This is a genomic window from Arthrobacter sp. ERGS1:01 (assembly GCF_001281315.1).
Taxonomy (GTDB): Bacteria; Actinomycetota; Actinomycetes; order Actinomycetales; family Micrococcaceae; genus Specibacter.
Genome location: NZ_CP012477.1, coordinates 475980 through 494244, shown reverse-complemented (window position 1 = coordinate 494244; position 18265 = coordinate 475980). Strand labels below are relative to the sequence as shown.

The following is an 18265-nucleotide window of genomic DNA, read 5'->3' as shown; positions in this document are numbered from 1 at the left end:
CCGGGCGCAGGACAATTTATTCGGGGGTTTGCAGTGGCATCATGGCGGGATTCAGTGTCCGAGGCGGCGCAGGAGGACCTGGAGAATTTGCTGAACATCGCCCTGCCCTTTGCGCACCAGTGCCTGGGCAAGTACGGGGAGTTCCTGCCGTTTGCGGCCGGCATCGGCACGGACGGCCAGCCCGTCTACATCATGGCCGAACCGCGCCAGGAGGAGAATCCCGAATCGACGGAGATCATCGCCGACTGCTACCACGGCCTGACCGAACGCCGAGATGAGCTTCGCGCGTCCATCGTGGTCTCCGACGTCACGCTGCGGTACCAGGGCACGGACGCCGTCCACCTGGCAACCGAACACGTTGAAGGCGCATCCCTGAGCATCATGCAGCCCTATACCCTGGGCGACGCCGGCCCCCAGTTTGGCGAGATGAGCGTCTCGATGGGTGAGCGCATCGTGTGGCGCGGGGTCGGCGCCCAGCCCGACGCGTGGCTAGGCGGTACCGGCCGCGTCCAGGGCCGCGATGCGCTTCGCGCGCGACGCCGGTGAATCCAGGCTGAAGGAGCGGAAGTCTCCCAGGTCCTCGCGGATGAACGCCTCCACCTCCTTGATCCGGTGCGCCACGGCCTTGGTGGGTGCGTCAAAGAGCCAGTGGGCAATGCGTTCCCCGGCGGGATCGTATTGCCACAGGCCGATGATGCGCCCGCGGTCCACGATGGGATGGTCGGGCAGGTCGGCGGTCAGGGCCAGGCGGGTGGTCTCAAGTTGGCGGTCCTGGTCTTGTTCGGCGAAGTGGTCGCCGGCGTTGCGCCGGAGCAGGAACAACGCGTCGGTTCCCGCGAGCAGCTGGATTTGTTCGTCCTTGGGCGCCGTGAAGGTGGCGCGCGCCTCGGCGTCTGCCGGCAGTATCCACAGGCCGTCAACCTCGATCGCGCCGGCACCCGCCAGCGCCGCCTTGCTTTGGGCCACGGTGAATGCGGTGAACCACTGGGTTTGCTTGAGCGTTGCGCCGCCAGTCCAGCCAAGGTAGCGCTCCATGAGCGTAGTCCTGGCCTGCTCGGGCGTCCCGGCGGCCGCTTCCAGGCCCCATGCCGTGTACGCGTAGCGCTGCTGGTCCAGCCGGCCGTTGACCGGAACGCGCCGGATCCGGCCGTCCGCCTGCAGCAGGCCCAGGGCGGCGGGAAGCGTGGTGGAGGCGCCCTTCTTCTTGCCGGCCTCGCCGAGGCTGCGGACGGCATCGCCCAGCTGGTCCTTGAGTTGCTTGGGGTCAAGAGGTTCGACGGCGTCCGTCAGGACCGCGAGGACCTGCTGTTCCAGGGTGGCCAGATCCGCTCGGGGGACGTCGAGCTTGTCCAGGACCTTCGCCTGCGTTTCGGCGGCCGCCAGTCCGAGTGTGAGCGCCCACGGGTAGTCGTCCGCGCCGAGCACATAGGTGCAGCCGCGCGCCGTCGGCAGTTCATGGATGCGCAGGGCCGCGACGTCGGCGTCGGCCTCTTCCCGCCGGATCCCCGCACGCGCAAATAAGGACAGGTAGGGATTGGCTCCGCCCACCGAGCGGGCCCAGCCGGCGGCGGTGAGCGTTTCCGCCGCATTTTTGCCCGCCAACGAGCCGTCCAAGCCTTGTTTGTGCCAGCTCCAGGCACGCTGCGTCGCACTGTCCATGCGCCTATCCTGCCCCATCGGGGCGGCCGCCGCTGCACTCATTTTTGTTGTGGGCCGTTGACCCGGTAAGGTTGACGCGTTGGTGACGTGTCCGAGCGGCCGAAGGTGCAACACTCGAAATGTTGTTCAGGTGAGAGCCTGACGTGGGTTCAAATCCCACCGTCACCGCCAAGTGGCAAGGCCCCTGCTTCCCTTTGTTTATAAGGGAAGCAGGGGCCTTTGTCGTTCCCGGGACGCGCCCGAGACAGACCCTGGGGCACGAAACAGACTCTTCCCCGCGAAACAGGCGTTGGCCAGCCACTGTTTCGCGGTCCCGGGTCTGTCTCACGCGGGCGCCGGGATGAGGCCCCTGAAACACAGAGAACATTCAGGAATCGTACAGACGGATTCGGGTCAAGCGTCAGAGAATGGATGCATGTCCCTTCCTTTTGCATCGGCCGGCCTCAGCAAACTCACCCGCCCAGGCGGTGAGCCGATCCGCGCGCTCGTCGTAGACGACGAGGAGTCGCTGGCGGACCTGATGCGCATGGGCCTTGAACTGGCCGGCTGGGAGATCGCCGTGGCCCACGACGGCCAGGCCGCATTGAAGACGGCCCGCGCCTTCCACCCCGATGTACTGGTCCTTGATGTCATGATGCCCGGCATGGACGGCGTGGAATTGCTGGGCCGAATCCGCACGATCTACCCGGATATTCCGGCCTTGTTCCTCACGGCGAAGGACGCCGTCGAGGACAAGCTGACCGGGCTGTCGGCCGGTGGCGACGATTATGTCACGAAGCCGTTCAGCATGGAGGAGGTGCTGTTGCGCCTGCACCGGATCGTCCAACGCGCCGGCGTCACGGCCCCCAATTCCGCCGAACTCACGGTGGGCGACCTCGTCCTGAACCGCGACACCCGCGAGGTGGCTCGCGCCGGCGTCGACATCCCGCTCACCAGCACCGAGTTTGAGCTGTTGCAGTTCCTGATGGAGAACCCGCGCCACGTGATGAGCAAGGCCCGCATCCTCGACCGGGTCTGGGATTACGACTTCGGCGGCCAAAGCAACATCGTGGAGCTGTACATCTCCTACCTGCGCAAGAAGATCGACGCCGACAACGAACCCATGATCCACACAGTCCGCGGCGCCGGTTACGTCATCAAGCCATGCGCGTAACCCACGGCGCCCCGGCAGCGACGGGGAAAACAGACGGAACGGCGGGCCGCTCCGCGTTGGCAAGCCTGCGTGCCACCGCCTCCCGGGCCATCCACCCTGGCACCTGGCACCTGCGCACCCGCCTTGTCGCCGTCATGCTTGCCCTGCTCACGGTCATTTGTGCGCTGGTGGGTTTTGTCAGTTACACAACGATCAGTGTTTCGTTGAACAACCAGCTCGACGCTTCCGTCCAGCAGGCCAGCCTGCGCACCAACCAGTTCTACTTCTCCGCCCCGCCGGCCGGGGGCACCCGGGACCCGCTCAATGCCCGGGCCACGAGCGCCGGGCAGCTCAGCGGTGTGCTGAGCAATGGCGTCGTCAGTTACGCGGGCATCCTGGACGCCACCGGCGCCCATCAGAAACTCACCAACGCGGACGCCCAAATACTGGCAGGTCTGCCCACCACCGGCGTCCTGACCGACGCCACCCTCTCGATCGGCAACTACCGGCTCAAGGCCACCGGTGTGCCCAACGGTGACGTCCTGATCACCGGACTGCCACTGGCTGCCTCCGAGCAAACCCTGGCGGCCCTGGTGCTGACCATCATCCTGGTTTCCTTGTCGGGCCTGGTCTTTTTGGGACTGGCCGGCTCGTTCATCATCCGCCGCAGCATGAAACCGCTGGAGCAGCTTTCCGGCGTCGCGACCAAGGTGGCCCATTTGCCGCTCGACGCCGGTGAGGTCGCCTTGAGCGTGCGGGTCCCGGACAGCGCAGCCCGGCCCGGCACCGAAGTGGGCAACGTGGGCCACGCGTTCAACGCCATGCTGGAAAACGTCTCGCATGCCCTGCAGGCCCGCCAGCGCAGCGAAACCAAGGTGCGCCGCTTCGTGGCCGACGCCAGCCACGAACTGCGCACCCCGTTGACTGCCATCCGCGGATACACCGAACTGCTGCAGATGACCGAGTCGCTGAGCCCCGACGGCAAGACCTCGCTGGGCCGGGTCACGGCGCAATCCCTGCGCATGAGCCGGCTCGTGGAGGACCTGCTCATGCTGGCCCGGCTCGATGAGGGCCAGCCGCTGAAACTGCGCACCGTCGATCTGACCCCCATCGTCATGGACGCGGTCAGCGACGTCCGGGTCGGTGCCGCCGGCCACCATTGGAAACTTGATGTGCCCGACTCACCCGTCAATGCCAAGTGCGACGACGGCCAGCTCAAGCAGGTGGTCCTGAACCTGCTCTCCAACGCGGCCAAGCACACCCCGGCCGGAACCACCGTGACAACCGTCGTCAGCCAGGAAAGCGACGGCACGGCCGTCATCGAGGTCAGCGACGACGGCCCCGGCATTGACCCGGCGTTCCGGGACGTCATCTTTGACAGGTTCTCCCGGGCCGACGTGGCCCGCACGGGCACCCACGGAAGCACCGGACTTGGCCTGAGCATTGTCCAGGCCATCATGACGGCACACCACGGCTCGGTGGACGTCACCAGCAATCCCGGCGAAACCAGCTTCACGTTGCGCCTGCCGCCCCTTCCGGAGGGCCCCAAAAGCGGTCCCGTGACCGCCGCGATCCGAGTGTTGGGTCCCAAAGCCTTGACGGACCATGCCAGGGACGGCGCCAAGGAAAGTCCCAGGAACGGCGAACAAAACAGCTCGTCGGAGGGCCTGCCGGAGGACACCCTGGCAAAACTGCCCACGTCATAACGGCGCGAACAACTCCCCAGTAAGGGTTTTCCTCGATAGGCTATGCACTCGGCCTATCGAAGGGAGCAGTATGCGCACCGCACACGCCCCCTTCAGGCTGCTCAGAACCACCGCGATCGGCGCCACCATCCTTGGCCTGGCAGCCGGCGCACACCTTGTGGCCGGCGGAACGCTCCCGGTCCCTCCGCTCATGGCAGCACTCCTGGCGCTGCATGTGCTTTGCTCCACGGTGGTCACGCAGTTCCGGTTGGGCCTTCCGGCCATGCTGGCACTTTTAGCCACCAGCCAGCTTGCGCTCCACCAGGCGTTTGGCTTCCTGTCCGCCGGCATCCCCAGGGGTTCCATGCCGTCCGGCATCCCCCTCCACGACCATTCCCTTTCGGCTGAGGCGCAGACCTCCGCCATGTTGCAATCGGCAGCGCTGTTGGGCTCCACCGGCCAATCGGGCGCCGTTGGCATGGATCTGATGAGCCATGCCAACGCCCTGTCCGGGGCGATGGTGCCGGCACACATCGTGGCCACCCTGGTCACCGCCGTGGTGCTGGCCCAGGGCGAAAAGGCGTTGTGGGCCCTGGCCGGATGGCTGCGGCCCCTCTACCGGAGCGCGTCCGCGATTCGGCCACTTCCGGCCCGGCAGGCCCGCCCCGCGGTGGCGCCGATGCCGCTGCCGCAGCTGCCCTGGCGCAACCTTCCGCCGGATCCCCAGCGCGGCCCGCCCGCCCTCGCGGCATTTTTCGTCTAGCACCCTTCGAACAATTTTGAGGGGTGTCGTACCCCCCTCATTTTGTTGCGCCCCGGCGCTATCGAAAGGTATTCCCATGCGTTTTTCCCGTACCCTCAAGACCACCCTTGCCCTCGGCGCCACCGCCGGCCTGATGACCCTGGGCCTGGGCTCTGCGTCCGCCCATGTCTCGGCCACCCCCACCGACACGGCCGTCGGCAGCTACTCCCTGTTCACGTTCTCGGTGCCGCACGGCTGCGACGGCTCGTCCACCACCAGCATCAGGATCACGCTGCCGGAGGAGCTGAACGCGGTGACCCCCACGGTCAACCCGAACTGGACCATCAGCGAATCCATCGAAAAGTTCACCACGCCCCGCCAACTGGCCGACGGCAGCAAGATCACCCAACGCACCAGCGCGGTCACCTACACGGCCAAGACGCCGTTGGACGCCCACCAGCGCGACTCATTCACACTGTCGCTGAAGGTACCGGATGCCGCGGGGAAGACCCTGTACTTCCCGACCCTGCAAACATGTGAAAAGGGCTCCACTGACTGGAAGGACATTCCCGCGGCGGGCCAGGACCACGACAGCGTCAAGTCCCCCGCGCCGTCGTTGGCCGTGACCGCCGCCGTGGCCACCACGGAGCACGGCCACGGCGACAGTACCGCCACCCCCGCTGCGGCCTCCTCCGACATGAACGACGCCGCCGCCCCCACCTGGCCGTCCTGGCTCGGCCTTGGCACGGGGCTGGCCGGACTGGTCATGGGCGCCATCGCGTTCATGCGCTCCGGACGCACCAAGGCATAGCCGCACCGCGTGAGTGGCGGCGCGGGTCCGCACCAATGCCGGCATCTTCGATTTCACCGTTGATACCAATTTGGTGTGGACCCGCGTTTTTTGCGGCGGGGGCAGTTGACTCCCACCGGCAGGGGCGCAAAGGTGGAGCCATGAACACGGATCCGAACACCTCGTCCCGCCGGTACGCACCTTGGAATCGCGGAGCGGGCGCCATCCTTGGCGTGGCCGCCGTGATCGCACTGGGGCTCTCCGGATGCACCTCCACCCCCTCTCCGTCAGCCACCACATCCTCCCCCGCGGCGCCCACCTCGGCCAGCCCGACGACGTCGTCCTCGCCTTCATCGGTGGAAAGCAGCGCCGCACCCACCGAGTCCGGCGCCACGGCGTCCAGCTCCGCAACCCCATCCACAACGGGGACTGCCACAACAGCGGCTGCGGCCCTGTGTACCGCGGCCGATCTGGCCGGTTCGCTGGATGATTCCGGCGGCGGGGCGGCGGGACACATCTATATGCAGCTCATCGTGAAGAACTCCTCCTCCACCACCTGCATCCTGGACGGCTACCCCGGGGTTTCCCTGGTCAACGCCAGCTCCGACACCCCCATCGGGGCGCCCGCGGTGCGCGATGCCTCCGCGCCGTCGAGCGGGCCCATCTCGCTGGCGCCCGGGGCCAGCGCATCCGCCGCCCTGCGGTACACGCAGGCCGGAAACTACCCCAGCTGCACCCAGGTCCAGGCCGATTCGGTGATGGTTTATCCCCCGGGTGCCACGGACAGGATCATCATTGCCCACCCGTTGACGGCGTGCAGCAACAGTGCGATCCAGTTGTTGACGATCGGGGCGTTCCAGCCCTAGCTAGGACATGCCGGGGTTTTATGGCGATGTGGCTGCCTGTTTGGGTGGGGTTGGTGGCTGGGTTGTGGGTGTGGTTGGGGTGGTTGCTGTTCTTTTGGGTAGTGGGAACTGTCAGAAATCAGTGTTCCGCCTGTTTGTTTGATTCGAGACGATGGATGTAGCCAGGCATCATCCAGTCGACCCTGTTGTGGGGTTGTTGACTTACTCGAAGAGGATCTAGAATCGTGAATCCAACGACTGCGGTACTTTCACCATCCATTCCTGCTGTTTCCGTTCCCGGGTCGGGGTTGGCCCCGTTTTCCTGGACGGAGCTTGATCGGCGGGCGGTGGATACGGCCCGGGTGTTGGCCGCGGATGCGGTGGAGAAGGTCGGTAACGGCCACCCCGGGACGGCCATGTCGTTGGCTCCGGCGGCGTATCTGCTTTTTCAGCAGGTGATTCGTCATGATCCGGCCGTGCCGGAGTGGACGGGGCGGGACCGGTTTATTCTTTCTCCCGGGCATTCCTCCCTGACCTTGTACATTCAGCTGTTCCTTTCCGGTTACGGCCTGGAACTGGAGGATTTGCAGGCGTTGCGGACGTGGGGGTCGTTGACGCCGGGGCATCCGGAATACAAGCACACCCCGGGGGTGGAGATCACGACGGGCCCGTTGGGGCAGGGCCTGGCGTCCGCGGTCGGGTTCGCGTATTCCCAGCGGCGCATGCGCGGCCTCATGGACCCCGACGCGGCCCCGGGCACGAGCCCCTTTGATCATACGATCTGGGTGATTGCCTCCGATGGTGACCTCCAAGAAGGCGTCACCAGTGAGGCGTCCTCCTTGGCCGGGCATCAGGAGTTGGGCAATTTGGTGGTGGTCTACGACGAGAACCATATCTCCATCGAGGACGATACCGATATTGCTTTCACCGAGGACGTCCTGACCCGGTACGCCTCCTATGGCTGGCACACCCAACGCGTGGACTGGACCCGCACGGGCGAGTATGTCGAGGACGTCCGGGCCCTTCATGCGGCCCTGGTTGCGGCGAAGGCCGACACGACCCGGCCCTCGATCATTTCGCTGCGGACCATCATCGGCTACCCGGCCCCGAAGAAGCAGAACAGCGGCAAAATCCACGGCTCCGCCCTGGGCGCCGAGGAAGTCGCCGCGTTGAAGACCGTGCTCGGCTTCGACCCGGCCCAGTCCTTCGAGGTTGACCCGGCCGTGGTGGCGCATGCCCGTGCCGTGGCCGCCCGGGGTGCCGCCACCCACACCGCCTGGAACACCGCGTTCCAGGCCTGGCAGGAGGCGCATCCGGAAAACGCGGCGTTGTTGGCGCGCATCGAAGCCAAGGAACTCCCCGCCAACCTCGATACGGTGCTGCCGGTCTTCGAAGCGGGCACGGATGTCTCGACGCGGGCGGCGTCCGGGAAGGTCCTCAACGCACTCGGGCCCGTCCTGCCCGAACTCTGGGGCGGGTCCTGCGACCTGGCCGAATCCAACAACACCACCATCGAAAATTCCCCCTCCTTCATCCCGGCCTCGCGTTCCACGGACGCGTGGAAGGGCAACCCGTACGGGCGGGTGCTGCACTTCGGCATCCGGGAACACGCCGCCGCTTCCATCGTCAACGGCATCCACCTGGGGGGTCCGACCCGGGCGTTCTCGGGCACGTTCCTGATCTTCAGCGATTACCAGCGCCCCGCGATCCGCCTCTCCGCGTTGATGGGGGTCCCGTCGATCTATGTGTGGTCGCATGACTCGATCGGTTTGGGTGAGGACGGGCCCACCCACCAGCCCGTGGAGCAACTCGCGACCCTGCGGGCGATCCCGGGCCTGGACGTTGTCCGTCCCGGGGACGCGAACGAAGTCGCCGCCGCCTGGAGAACCATCCTGGGCAACCAGGACAACCCGGCCGGGATCATCCTGACCCGCCAAAACGTCCCCACCTACCCCCGCGGCACCGGCCCGGCCACCGGTGACACCTTCGCCTCCACCGCCGGCGTCGCCCGTGGCGGGTACGTGTTGGCCGAAGCCTCGAGGGACGGGGTCACGGTCCCGGCGCAGGTGCTCCTGATCGCGACCGGCTCCGAAGTCCAACTCGCCATCGAGGCCCGCCAGCAACTCCAGGGCGAGGGCATCGCGACCCGGGTCATCTCCATGCCCTGCGTGGAATGGTTCAACCAGCAGACCCCCGCCTACAAGGAGTCCGTACTCCCGGCCGCCGTCACAGCCCGGGTCTCCGTCGAAGCCGGCCTGGCCCTGGGCTGGAAGGAATTCGTCGGCGACACCGGCCAGTCCATCTCCCTGGAACACTTCGGTGCCTCCGCGGACTACAAGCGCCTCTTCCAGGAATTCGGCATCACCACCCACGCCGTCACCACCGCCGCGAAAAACACCCTCACCACAGCAAACACCAACTAACCACCCCCCAGCACCCAGCAACACCCAGCAACACGCGGCCGGCACCACGGACCACTCCCCCAACCTTTTTGGGGGGAGGTCCATGGTGCCGGCCGCACCCCCACCCCCTCCACGCACCCCTCCCCTTTTTGAAGGAAGAAACCGCCATGACCACCACCACCACCTCCACCCCAACCCCCACCACAACCCCGACCACAACCGAGACTCCGACTGCGCTGCTTTCTGCGGTCGGGGTGTCGATCTGGCTCGATGATCTCTCCCGGGCCCGGCTCAGCAGCGGCAGCCTCCAACGCCTCATCACCGAGAAGAACGTCGTCGGGGTCACCACCAACCCCTCGATCTTCCAGGCCGCGATCACCTCCGGCACCGACTACCAGGAAAAGATCACCGCCCTGGCCGCCCAGGGCGCCAGCGTCGAAGAAACGATCTTTGAGATCACCACCGCCGACGTCGCCGACGCCTGCGATCTCTTCGCCCCGCTCTACACGGCCACTAACGGTGTGGACGGGCGGGTCAGTATCGAAGTCGACCCACGCCTGGCCTGGGACACCGAAGCCACGATCACCGAAGCCAAGGCACTGTACAAGAAGGTCAACAAAGCCAACGTGCTGATCAAGATCCCGGCCACCCTGGAAGGCCTGGCCGCGATTACCGCGACCCTGGGCGCCGGGATCAGTGTCAACGTAACCCTGATCTTCTCCCTGGAACGCTACAGCGCCGTCATCAACGCCTTCCAAGCCGGCCTGAAACTAGCCAAGGACAACGGCCACGACCTGACCACGATCCACTCCGTCGCCTCCTTCTTCGTCTCCCGCGTCGACACCGAAATCGACCACCGCCTCGAGACCCTCGGCACCAACGAAGCCCGCGCCCTCAAAGGCCAAGCCGGTCTCGCCAACGCCCGCCTGGCCTACCAACTCTACGAAGAACTCTTCAGCACCGAACGCTGGGCCGTTCTCGCCGCCGCCGGCGCCCGCCCCCAACGCCCCCTCTGGGCCTCCACCGGCGTCAAAGACCCCACCTACCCCGACACCCTCTACGTCACCGAACTCGCCGCCCCCGGCGTCGTGAACACCATGCCCGAAAAAACCCTCGACGCCACCTACCACCACGCCACCATCACCGGCGACACCATCACCGGCCACTACCAAGAAGCCGCCACCATCCTGGACGCCCTCGAAGACCAGGGCATCTCCTACGACACCATCGTCGAACAACTCGAAACCGAAGGCCTACAAAAATTCGTCACCAGCTGGAAAGAACTCCTCACCGACATCAACACCGCCCTCACCACCGCACGCAACGCAGCCTAAACCACAGGCAAGGACGTTCTTCGCATTTCCCCGGCAAACCACCACCATTACAGCGCCGGCTGGCACTGACGGGCATGACCAGGAATCATCTGGTCATGCCCGTCCTGTTCAACCGGCGCAGAAAAGAGTATTCACCGTGCACATTGGATTGATAGGCCTCGGCAAAATGGGTTTCAACATGCGCGAACGCCTGCGCAAGGGAGGGATCGACGTCACCGGTTACGACCGCAGCCCCGACGTGAGCGACGTGGGGTCCGTCGATGAACTGCTGGCGGCCGTCCCGGCGCCGCGGCTGATTTGGGTGATGGTCCCGGCCGGCGAGGTCACCGACGCCGTCATTGGCGAACTTGCGGCCAAGCTTGACCGGGGAGACCTGGTCATCGATGGCGGCAATTCCCGTTTCACCGAAGACCAGAAGCACGCCGCACTGTTGTCCGTCAACGGCATCCGGTTCGCGGACTGCGGCGTTTCCGGCGGCGTTTGGGGCCTGGCGAACGGATATGGCCTGATGGCCGGAGGAGACGCCACGGACATCCAGCGCGCCCTGCCTGTTTTTGATGCGCTCCGCCCCGAGGGTGATCGGGCGGACAGTTTTGTCCATGTGGGCGGCGTCGGTGCGGGGCACTACGCCAAGATGGTCCACAACGGGATCGAGTATGGTTTGATGCAGTCCTATGCCGAAGGCTATGAGCTGCTGGCCGCGAAGGACATCGTGACCGACCTGCCCGGCACGTTCCGGGCCTGGCAAAAAGGCACCGTGGTTCGGTCCTGGCTGCTTGACCTCATGGTGAAGGCCCTGGACGAGGATCCCGGCCTGGCATCGATCGATGACTATGTCGAAGACTCCGGCGAAGGACGCTGGACCGTCGAGGAGGCCATCGCGAACGCCGTGCCGACCCCCGCCATCACCGCAGCCCTGTTCGCCCGCTTTGCCTCCCGCGAGGACAACTCCCCCGCCATGAAAATGGTGTCGGCCCTCCGCCAGCAGTTTGGCGGGCACGCCACCCGTCCCGCCACGTAACCGCCCCGTGGGCGTCTGCGCCGGCGCAGTTTTGGCCGGCGCAGTTTTTGGCCGGCGCAGACGGAAAGGACGAGGGGCCACGCCGGCAAGCGTGGTCCCTCGTCCTTTTTTGGTGAAGCGATGCTTCAAGCTATCCGACGACGCCGGTGGTCTCGAAGGTGCCGATCTTGCCGATGCGGCGCACATGGCGTTCAGCGTCGCTGAACGGCTCCGCCAGGAACGCCTCGATCAGCTCCGTGGCCTCCTCAACGCTGTGCTGGCGGCCGCCCACGGCCACCACGTTGGCGTTGTTGTGCTCGCGGGCCAGCTTGGCCGTATCCAGATTCCACGCCAGCGCCGCACGGACACCCTTGACCTTGTTCGCGGCAATCTGCTCACCATTGCCCGAACCACCCAAAACGATGCCCAGCGCATCCACGCCGGCTTCCTGGTCCGCCACGACCGCCAGGGCCGCGTTGATGCAGAACGACGGGTAATCGTCCTCGGCATCGTAGGCCTGCGGCCCGTGGTCGATCATCTCGTAGCCGCTTGCTGTCAATGCCGTGATGAGGTGGGCGCTAAGCTCCATGCCGGCGTGGTCGGTTCCAATGTGAACGCGCATGAGTGGTCCTTCGAGTTGTTGGGAGTGGGGTTGCTGCTGGGTGTTTAGACGAACGCGAACTGGCCGTGAGCGCGGAGTGTTTCGATGGCTTCCTCGGGTGAGGCCTTCCCGTAGACGGCGGAGCCGGCCACGAAGACGTTGGCGCCGGCCTCCGCGGCCCGGGAGATGGTCTCCTCCGTGATGCCGCCGTCGACCTGGATCGCCACATTGACCCCGGAGCCCTCGATCGCGGCCCGGGCCCGGCGGATCTTGGGCAACGTCACATCCAGGAACGACTGCCCGCCAAAACCGGGCTCCACCGTCATGATCAACAACATGTCCAGTTCGCTCAGCATGTCCAAATACGGTTCCACCGGGGTCGCCGGACGCAACGCCATCCCCGCCTTCGCCCCCCGGGCCCGCAATTCCCGGGCCAGCTTGATCGGCGCATTGGACGCCTCCACATGGAACGTCACCGACGCCAACCCGGCATCGGCATAGGCCGGCGCCCACCGGTCAACCTCGGCAATCATCAGGTGCGCGTCCAACGGCACCGGGCTGACCGCCTGCAACCGTTCCACCACCGGCAAACCAATGGTCAGGTTCGGCACGAAATGGTTGTCCATGACATCCACATGCACGGCATCGGCGTTGGCGATCCGGGCCAGCTCAGCCTCAAGATTCACAAAATCAGCGGACAGGATACTGGGATTGATACAGCACTTCAGGGGTGTTGCAGACATGATATTTGCCTTTCGATGGCGGCTACAATGGGTGCTCGGCGGGAACCGGCAGGACGACGCTGTCCACACGGTCCCCGAAAGTATGGGCGGGGATGAACGGGAATTAGGCCACCATGGTGGCAAACATCAGGGCCATGACGGCGGCCCCGATGGCTTCGAGTCCGTGATCCGCGCCAAACGTTCGTCGCGGAGTCCCGTGGTGGCGGTGCGCAGTCTTTGCTGCCCGGAAGCGCAGCAGGAGGATCATGAAAATCACTGCCGCGGTTCCGAAGAATACCGTCAACAGGATCGCCAGCCCGGGCGAATGGCTGGATGTTACCGCGACAGTGCTTTGGGCTGCGGCTGCCATCGCATGGTGGTCATGTCCCATCGACATGCCGCTCATCGACATTCCGTCCATCGGCGCAGTCCCGTGGCTGCCGGTGGTCACGTGGCCCATCATTGCGACCATGACGGCGGCGGCGGCCATGGTGAGGCTGTGATAGACGCACTTGAGCCGGCCCTGGCTGCCCGCGCAGAGAAGTTTGAATTCCGGCCGGGCAACCGCCTGAATGACAAACCACAGTGCCGCGGCGCCCAGGACTGCGATTTGGACCAGCATGGTCGACGGCGCGAGGTTCCACAACATGGCTGCCATCAGGACGGTCATGAGGGCGTGGAGGCCGTTGTTGACCCGGTCCGTGAGTCGGTGGGCCCTAGCTGCCGCCATGAAATGGTAGCTTCCACTCAACAGCAGGACGGCCGTGAGGGTCCAGGTAACTGCGGGGATACTAAACACGCGATTCACACTCTCACTAAAGGTTCGGGGTGGGTACAGCTGTTCCCCGGTGCGGCTGCCAACCGCACCGGGGACCATCTGTTTGGAGCTAGTCCTTATCCAGCTCGCGTTCGTCTTCCAAGGTGAGCTCGAGTTCAAGTTCGAGATCGAGATCGCTCTTGGGTTCAAGCTCCAGGTCCCTGATGAGGGCGAAGTCGATCGCGGGTACCGGCTCCGGATCTTCCTCGCTCAGGACCAGGCCGTGGGAGTCCTCGGCGAGGACCACGTGGCCGATGGTCTCGTACTTGAGCGGGTTGGTCTTCTTCAGGTAGAGCGCCTGGCCGGCGCCGGTGAGGAAGAGTGCTGCCGCGATGTACGGGATGAGCTTGAAGAGCAGGGACGATGCTGCCGGCCCTGCCGCCGTATCCAGGTTCATGGCCATCAGGATCACCACTCCCAACATCCCCACCCCGCCGAGTATGGGGGCGACCTTGGTGCGCCACACATTCTCTTCCGGATGGTGATGACGGAAGTAGTTGAATACCGCGGCCATCGTGATGGTCTGGACAATCAGGAGCGAGAACGTCCCGAGCACTGCCAGGAGGACGAAGACATCCAGGTACGGATCCTTGTGCAGGAGCCAGAACCCGACGACCCAGCCGATGGCGACAGTTGTCTGAACGTACGATGCGATGAACGGAGACCCGTGCTTCTTGTGGGTCTTGCCAAGCACACCGGGCAGGATTCCTTCCCTTCCCAGCGCGTACATGTACCGTGATGCGGCGTTGTGGAAAGCCATCGCACAGGCGAAGGATCCACTCATCATCAGCCACTGCATGACCAGGACCCACCCGTGGCCGACAAAGACGTCCGTGGGGTGGAAGAACATGTCCAGCGGATTGGCGCTCTGTGCCAAGGCAATTGCACCCTTGGCACCATTACCGGCAACCGACATCCAGGAGACGAAGGTGTAGAAGACGCCCACGCCGGTCACCGCGATCATGGTGGCGATCGGGATGATCTTCTTCGGATTCTTGGATTCCTCGCCATACATGACCGTCGATTCGAATCCGGTCCAGGACCAGAAAGCGATGAACATGGCCAGGCCGGCCGAAGCCACCAGCAACCCATTGGGTTTGAATGCATTGACCGGGTTCAGCGTCTCCGGCATCAGTCCGTCGGGTCCGCCTCCATGGAAGAGGACGCCGAAGGCCATGACTGCCAGAATCGCGATCTCGGTGGCCAGCAATACGGCCAGGATCTTCGCGGCCAGACTGATTTCAAAGTAGGTCAGCAGCCCGATAAGCAGGAGACCGCCCACCGCGAAAACAATCCATGAGACGTTCAGTCCCAATTGTTCCTTGAAGGCCAGCTCCCCGAAGTAGGAGAAGATGCCGATGATGCTGGCTTCAAAAACAATGTAGCCAAAGGTGACCATATAACCGGTCCCCAGGCCGAACACGCGTCCCAAACCGCGGGAGATAAAACCGTAGAACGCGGCCGTCGATGTCACATAACGGGCCATGGTGACGTAGGCGATCGCAAAGATCGACAGGATCACCGTCGCCCAAATGTATGTTGCCGGAGTTCCCGTTCCCACGCCGTAACCGACCGAAAACGGGACATTGCCGCTCATGACCGTGATCGGCGCGGACGTCGCGACGGCCATGAAAACCACATCCCACAGCCCCAGGCTGTTGGGCTTCAAACTACCCGGTTGGGTACGGGGCTTGGCAGCCCCGGAACTTGCCGTGTGTTTCGCATTCCCCACGATGCCTTTACGGCTCATTGTTCGTGTCCGCTGCAGCAGGTGCTTTCATTGGTTGTTGTGGCGGCCTGGGTGAGGTCGGGCAGGTTCAGTGCGGGGTTTTGGTCGAAGAAGCCGTGGGGTTCGAGCATGAATCCGATGTTCTGGCGGGGCATGACGGGCCAGTCTTCGAGGCGTACGACGTGGTGCATGCCGAAGGTGTACCAGACCACGAGGTCTTCATCGACGATGTTCCGGTCGTTTTTGGTCCATTCGGGCAGGCCGTCGCCGCCGGTGGACTGGTTCGGGTATTCCCCGGCCGGGAAGCGTTCGTCGCGGTTGTAGGGGGTGACCCAGAGGTTGTTGCGGGCGAACTGGGCACGCTGGCTCACGTGGGAGCGTTCGTCCGCGGCGAGGGTGATCGCGTTGGTCGGGATCAACCGGTACGCGACGGGCTCGTTGACGAGGTTCTTGCTCTCGTGGTTGACGACCTTCCAGAAGCGGTGCTTGGCGACGTCGGCCTTACGGATCGCTTGTTGTTCGGTTTCCAGGAGCCGGTCCACGGCCCGGAACGCCGTCAGCGTCGGGTTGTCTTCCGGGATTTCGGTGTCGACTTCGTAGACGGAGTTCCGCAGCCCGTCCAGTTCAAAGTCCATCCGCACGTTGAAGAGGTGCTGGTGGATGGGGGCGTAGAGGCCGTCGTTGTTCAACGCCTGACCATACGGGGTCTTCTGGTCCGGGTGCTGGGCGGCGGTGGAAAGGATACCGGTGGCCTTGACGAGGAACTCGATGCTGCCATCGAGGAACAGGTGCCAGTAGAACGCGTACTCGTAGTTCGCGACCGTGGCGATGAAGGAGATGACGAGTTTACGGTTGCGTCGAACCTCGGCGGTGCCCTCCCGGAAATCGAAGTGCTTCCACAAGATGCTGTCGTCTTCTTCGTGCATGCAGATCGCGTTCTTGATCGTCATCGGGTTGCCGTGGCTATCGGTGGTGATCCCGTCGAAGTACTGGATCTCACCCAGGCAGTCACAACCGAGCTTGAGGGAGTTGGCCATGTTACCGATGTTGTACTCCCCGGAATCAAAGGCGTTCTTCTTCGCCTGCACCGGGGCCGGGTCACCATAGGGGACCACCATCTCCGCCAGCGAGGCACGGTTGATCACGGGACGTTCGGTGTCCTTGTTCCGGAACCGCAACTGATGCAGCACCAGGCCCTCACGCGGGGTGAACCCGACCCGGAAGGACCAATCAGCCCAGGTCACGTGGTTGCCGGTGACGGTGAAGGAGGCACCCTCGGGCTGGGTGATCGAGAGCGGCTTCAGATCCGTCCGGGCCGGGCCCACATACTTGGGCAGGTAGTTACCGGAGGCTGCCGGGATCGGGATGACCTCGTTGTCCTCGATCCGGGCCACCGTGCCCGAACTCAGATCATAAATGACCACCAGGTTCTCGATCGGGTGCGCGTACGGGCTATCGTCGGGATCCTGCCGGACGAACACCAGGGCCCGCATCAGCCGCCGACCCTCGGCATCCTCACCGAACCAACCCACCGACCACGGCTCGAAACACACCAAATCCAGATCCGTCAAACCCCTAGCGTTCAGGGCTTCGACCACGCGCGGGTCCTTCTTACAGTTCTCCTCACACTCGGCAAACTCATCCAGCATGAAGGGCGGCTGAATGCCGGCCGCCAACTGCGTCCACCGGGTCACGAGCCCCGCATCAAGATTCACGATCGCCTCATACGCACGCCCGTCCGCCCGATCAATAAGGACCGCGTCCGCCTCACGCTCAGTCACCGTCCCGTTCCGCAAGTCCTCCTTCGACGGCTCACGCATCTCAACACTGATATAACGGAACGTCTCCGCCCCGGCCGGACCATCCTTCAAAATCGACACAGCCCGGGAAATCTCCGCACGAGACAACTGATCAAGAGGATGCGAAACGCCTACTGAAGCTTCGGTTGCGGTGTTGATAGTCATGGTTTTCTCCTTGGTTCTTTGTTCAGGATGAGTGTCCGTGTCGCCTGGCAGTTGAGGTGAGTCAAAAGCCGGACTTGATCCGGTATCCGGCCCGCCAGGCCGTAGTGGCCGTTGCGGCGCCGCTGGATAGCTAAGGATCTTTGGACCGTCAGAACTGTTCGTCATTGTCAGAACTGTTCATCATTGATGCATTGAGGACTGCGCTGCACGCGTTCTCCAAAATCCTGGTTGGGATTCGGGAGGTATCGCCTGCAAACCCGACTTTCTCTGTTTCTAGAGGGTCAGCCGAGCTCCACTCTGAGCTCTACTGGCGTGACGTGAGTCACTTTGACTCTTTTCACGTAAGTAAAAGTACGTCAGTGAATTCATTTAGGCGAGTCTTTGCTGAATATTTACATGAGAAATTCGAATCCCCGTTTTCCCACTGCAGTTAACATGTTGGAAACATTCCAAATCATGTCCGCGACGGTCATTGCCGGCACTTGCACGCCGGCGATTTGCGCCTCTCATGGTCCAGGAGGCCCCGCCCTCCTGAGGGAAAGTTGCTGCCCAGTGTCTGCCCGTGATGATTGCTTCACCACTTGTGCATTCGCTGTTGGATTCACGATTGATCCCCTTCGATTCGACCGTCGGCCCGTAACTGCCGGACGGATGCTTTCCGGTTGGTATCCATGATCCCCAAACAAGCGGGCGGGGGAAACACTGTTTTTTGATGGTTCTAACTACACTTTAGGATTGGGCCGCCAAATGGCCGAAACCCGCTAGATTCAGGCCCAAAAGGACCAATGAGGATGGCTGCAGGGATCGAGCGGACCCTTGGGCGGGTGGGTCGGACCCCGGCGA

The 18265-nt window shown here is 64.1% G+C and carries 15 protein-coding genes and 1 tRNA gene; 10 read left to right on the top strand and 6 right to left on the bottom strand.

All coding sequences use genetic code 11. The features are described from left to right. The first annotated feature begins 54 nt into the window (after window positions 1-54). Entirely contained in the window at window positions 55-546 is a 492-nt protein-coding gene (locus AL755_RS02295; RefSeq protein WP_054009536.1) for a hypothetical protein, read from the top strand. Here the strand turns inward: AL755_RS02295 and AL755_RS02290 are convergent. Continuing rightward, window positions 490-1659 carry a DNA glycosylase AlkZ-like family protein gene (locus AL755_RS02290; RefSeq protein ID WP_237762416.1) on the bottom strand — a complete coding sequence of 390 codons (1170 nt, stop codon included), beginning with the start codon at window positions 1657-1659 and terminating at the stop codon, window positions 490-492. The genes AL755_RS02295 and AL755_RS02290 overlap by 57 nt on opposite strands. An 81-nt stretch (window positions 1660-1740) precedes the next feature. On the opposite strand from AL755_RS02290, the gene AL755_RS02285 reads away from it, so the two are divergent. The 9 genes from AL755_RS02285 to gnd all read left to right on the top strand — a co-directional run bounded on the left by AL755_RS02285 (window position 1741) and on the right by gnd (window position 11610). Next, a tRNA-Ser gene (locus AL755_RS02285) sits at window positions 1741-1830 on the top strand. Between the two features lie 244 nt (window positions 1831-2074). Continuing rightward, window positions 2075-2812 (top strand): response regulator transcription factor, encoded by a 738-nt coding sequence (locus AL755_RS02280; protein WP_054009534.1) that lies wholly within the window; start codon window positions 2075-2077, stop codon window positions 2810-2812. Further along, complete coding sequence (locus tag AL755_RS02275) at window positions 2803-4497, top strand: sensor histidine kinase (RefSeq protein WP_082368816.1); 1695 nt, start codon at window positions 2803-2805, stop codon at window positions 4495-4497. Before AL755_RS02280 ends, AL755_RS02275 begins: the two co-directional genes overlap by 10 nt. 70 nt (window positions 4498-4567) lie before the next feature. Further along, on the top strand, window positions 4568-5239 hold the full coding sequence (locus AL755_RS02270) for a hypothetical protein (protein ID WP_054009533.1): 672 nt from the start codon (window positions 4568-4570) through the stop codon (window positions 5237-5239). A 76-nt stretch (window positions 5240-5315) separates the two neighbouring features. After that, on the top strand, window positions 5316-6029 hold the full coding sequence (locus tag AL755_RS02265; RefSeq protein ID WP_054009532.1) for a YcnI family copper-binding membrane protein: 714 nt from the start codon (window positions 5316-5318) through the stop codon (window positions 6027-6029). Window positions 6030-6169: 140 nt separating this feature from the next. After that, the gene (locus AL755_RS02260) at window positions 6170-6874 is read left to right on the top strand and encodes a DUF4232 domain-containing protein (RefSeq protein WP_082368815.1); all 705 of its coding nucleotides are present in this window, start codon (window positions 6170-6172) and stop codon (window positions 6872-6874) included. 287 nt (window positions 6875-7161) lie between these two features. Further along, on the top strand, window positions 7162-9276 hold the full coding sequence (tkt, locus tag AL755_RS02255; protein WP_082368814.1) for a transketolase: 2115 nt from the start codon (window positions 7162-7164) through the stop codon (window positions 9274-9276). 146 nt (window positions 9277-9422) lie between these two features. After that, window positions 9423-10589 carry a transaldolase gene (tal, locus tag AL755_RS02250; RefSeq protein WP_054009531.1) on the top strand — a complete coding sequence of 389 codons (1167 nt, stop codon included), beginning with the start codon at window positions 9423-9425 and terminating at the stop codon, window positions 10587-10589. Window positions 10590-10725: 136 nt separating this feature from the next. Beyond that, window positions 10726-11610: a phosphogluconate dehydrogenase (NAD(+)-dependent, decarboxylating) gene (gene gnd / locus AL755_RS02245; protein ID WP_054009530.1), complete on the top strand. Its 885-nt coding sequence runs from the start codon at window positions 10726-10728 to the stop codon at window positions 11608-11610. A 130-nt stretch (window positions 11611-11740) separates the two neighbouring features. Here gnd and AL755_RS02240 read toward each other — a convergent pair whose 3' ends face one another. From AL755_RS02240 to AL755_RS02220, 5 genes are all read right to left on the bottom strand, one after another. Further along, entirely contained in the window at window positions 11741-12211 is a 471-nt protein-coding gene (locus AL755_RS02240; protein ID WP_054009529.1) for a ribose-5-phosphate isomerase, read from the bottom strand. A 44-nt stretch (window positions 12212-12255) separates the two neighbouring features. Further along, window positions 12256-12933, bottom strand: a complete 678-nt coding sequence (gene rpe / locus AL755_RS02235) for a ribulose-phosphate 3-epimerase (RefSeq protein WP_054009528.1) — start codon at window positions 12931-12933, stop codon at window positions 12256-12258. 103 nt (window positions 12934-13036) lie between these two features. Continuing rightward, window positions 13037-13711 (bottom strand): DUF5134 domain-containing protein, encoded by a 675-nt coding sequence (locus tag AL755_RS02230; protein ID WP_160318820.1) that lies wholly within the window; start codon window positions 13709-13711, stop codon window positions 13037-13039. A gap of 88 nt (window positions 13712-13799) precedes the next feature. Next, window positions 13800-15479, bottom strand: a complete 1680-nt coding sequence (locus tag AL755_RS02225) for an APC family permease (protein ID WP_082368813.1) — start codon at window positions 15477-15479, stop codon at window positions 13800-13802. Further along, window positions 15476-17422: a primary-amine oxidase gene (locus tag AL755_RS02220; RefSeq protein WP_054009526.1), complete on the bottom strand. Its 1947-nt coding sequence runs from the start codon at window positions 17420-17422 to the stop codon at window positions 15476-15478. The genes AL755_RS02225 and AL755_RS02220 overlap by 4 nt, the downstream gene beginning before the upstream one ends. Window positions 17423-18265 lie beyond the last annotated feature (843 nt).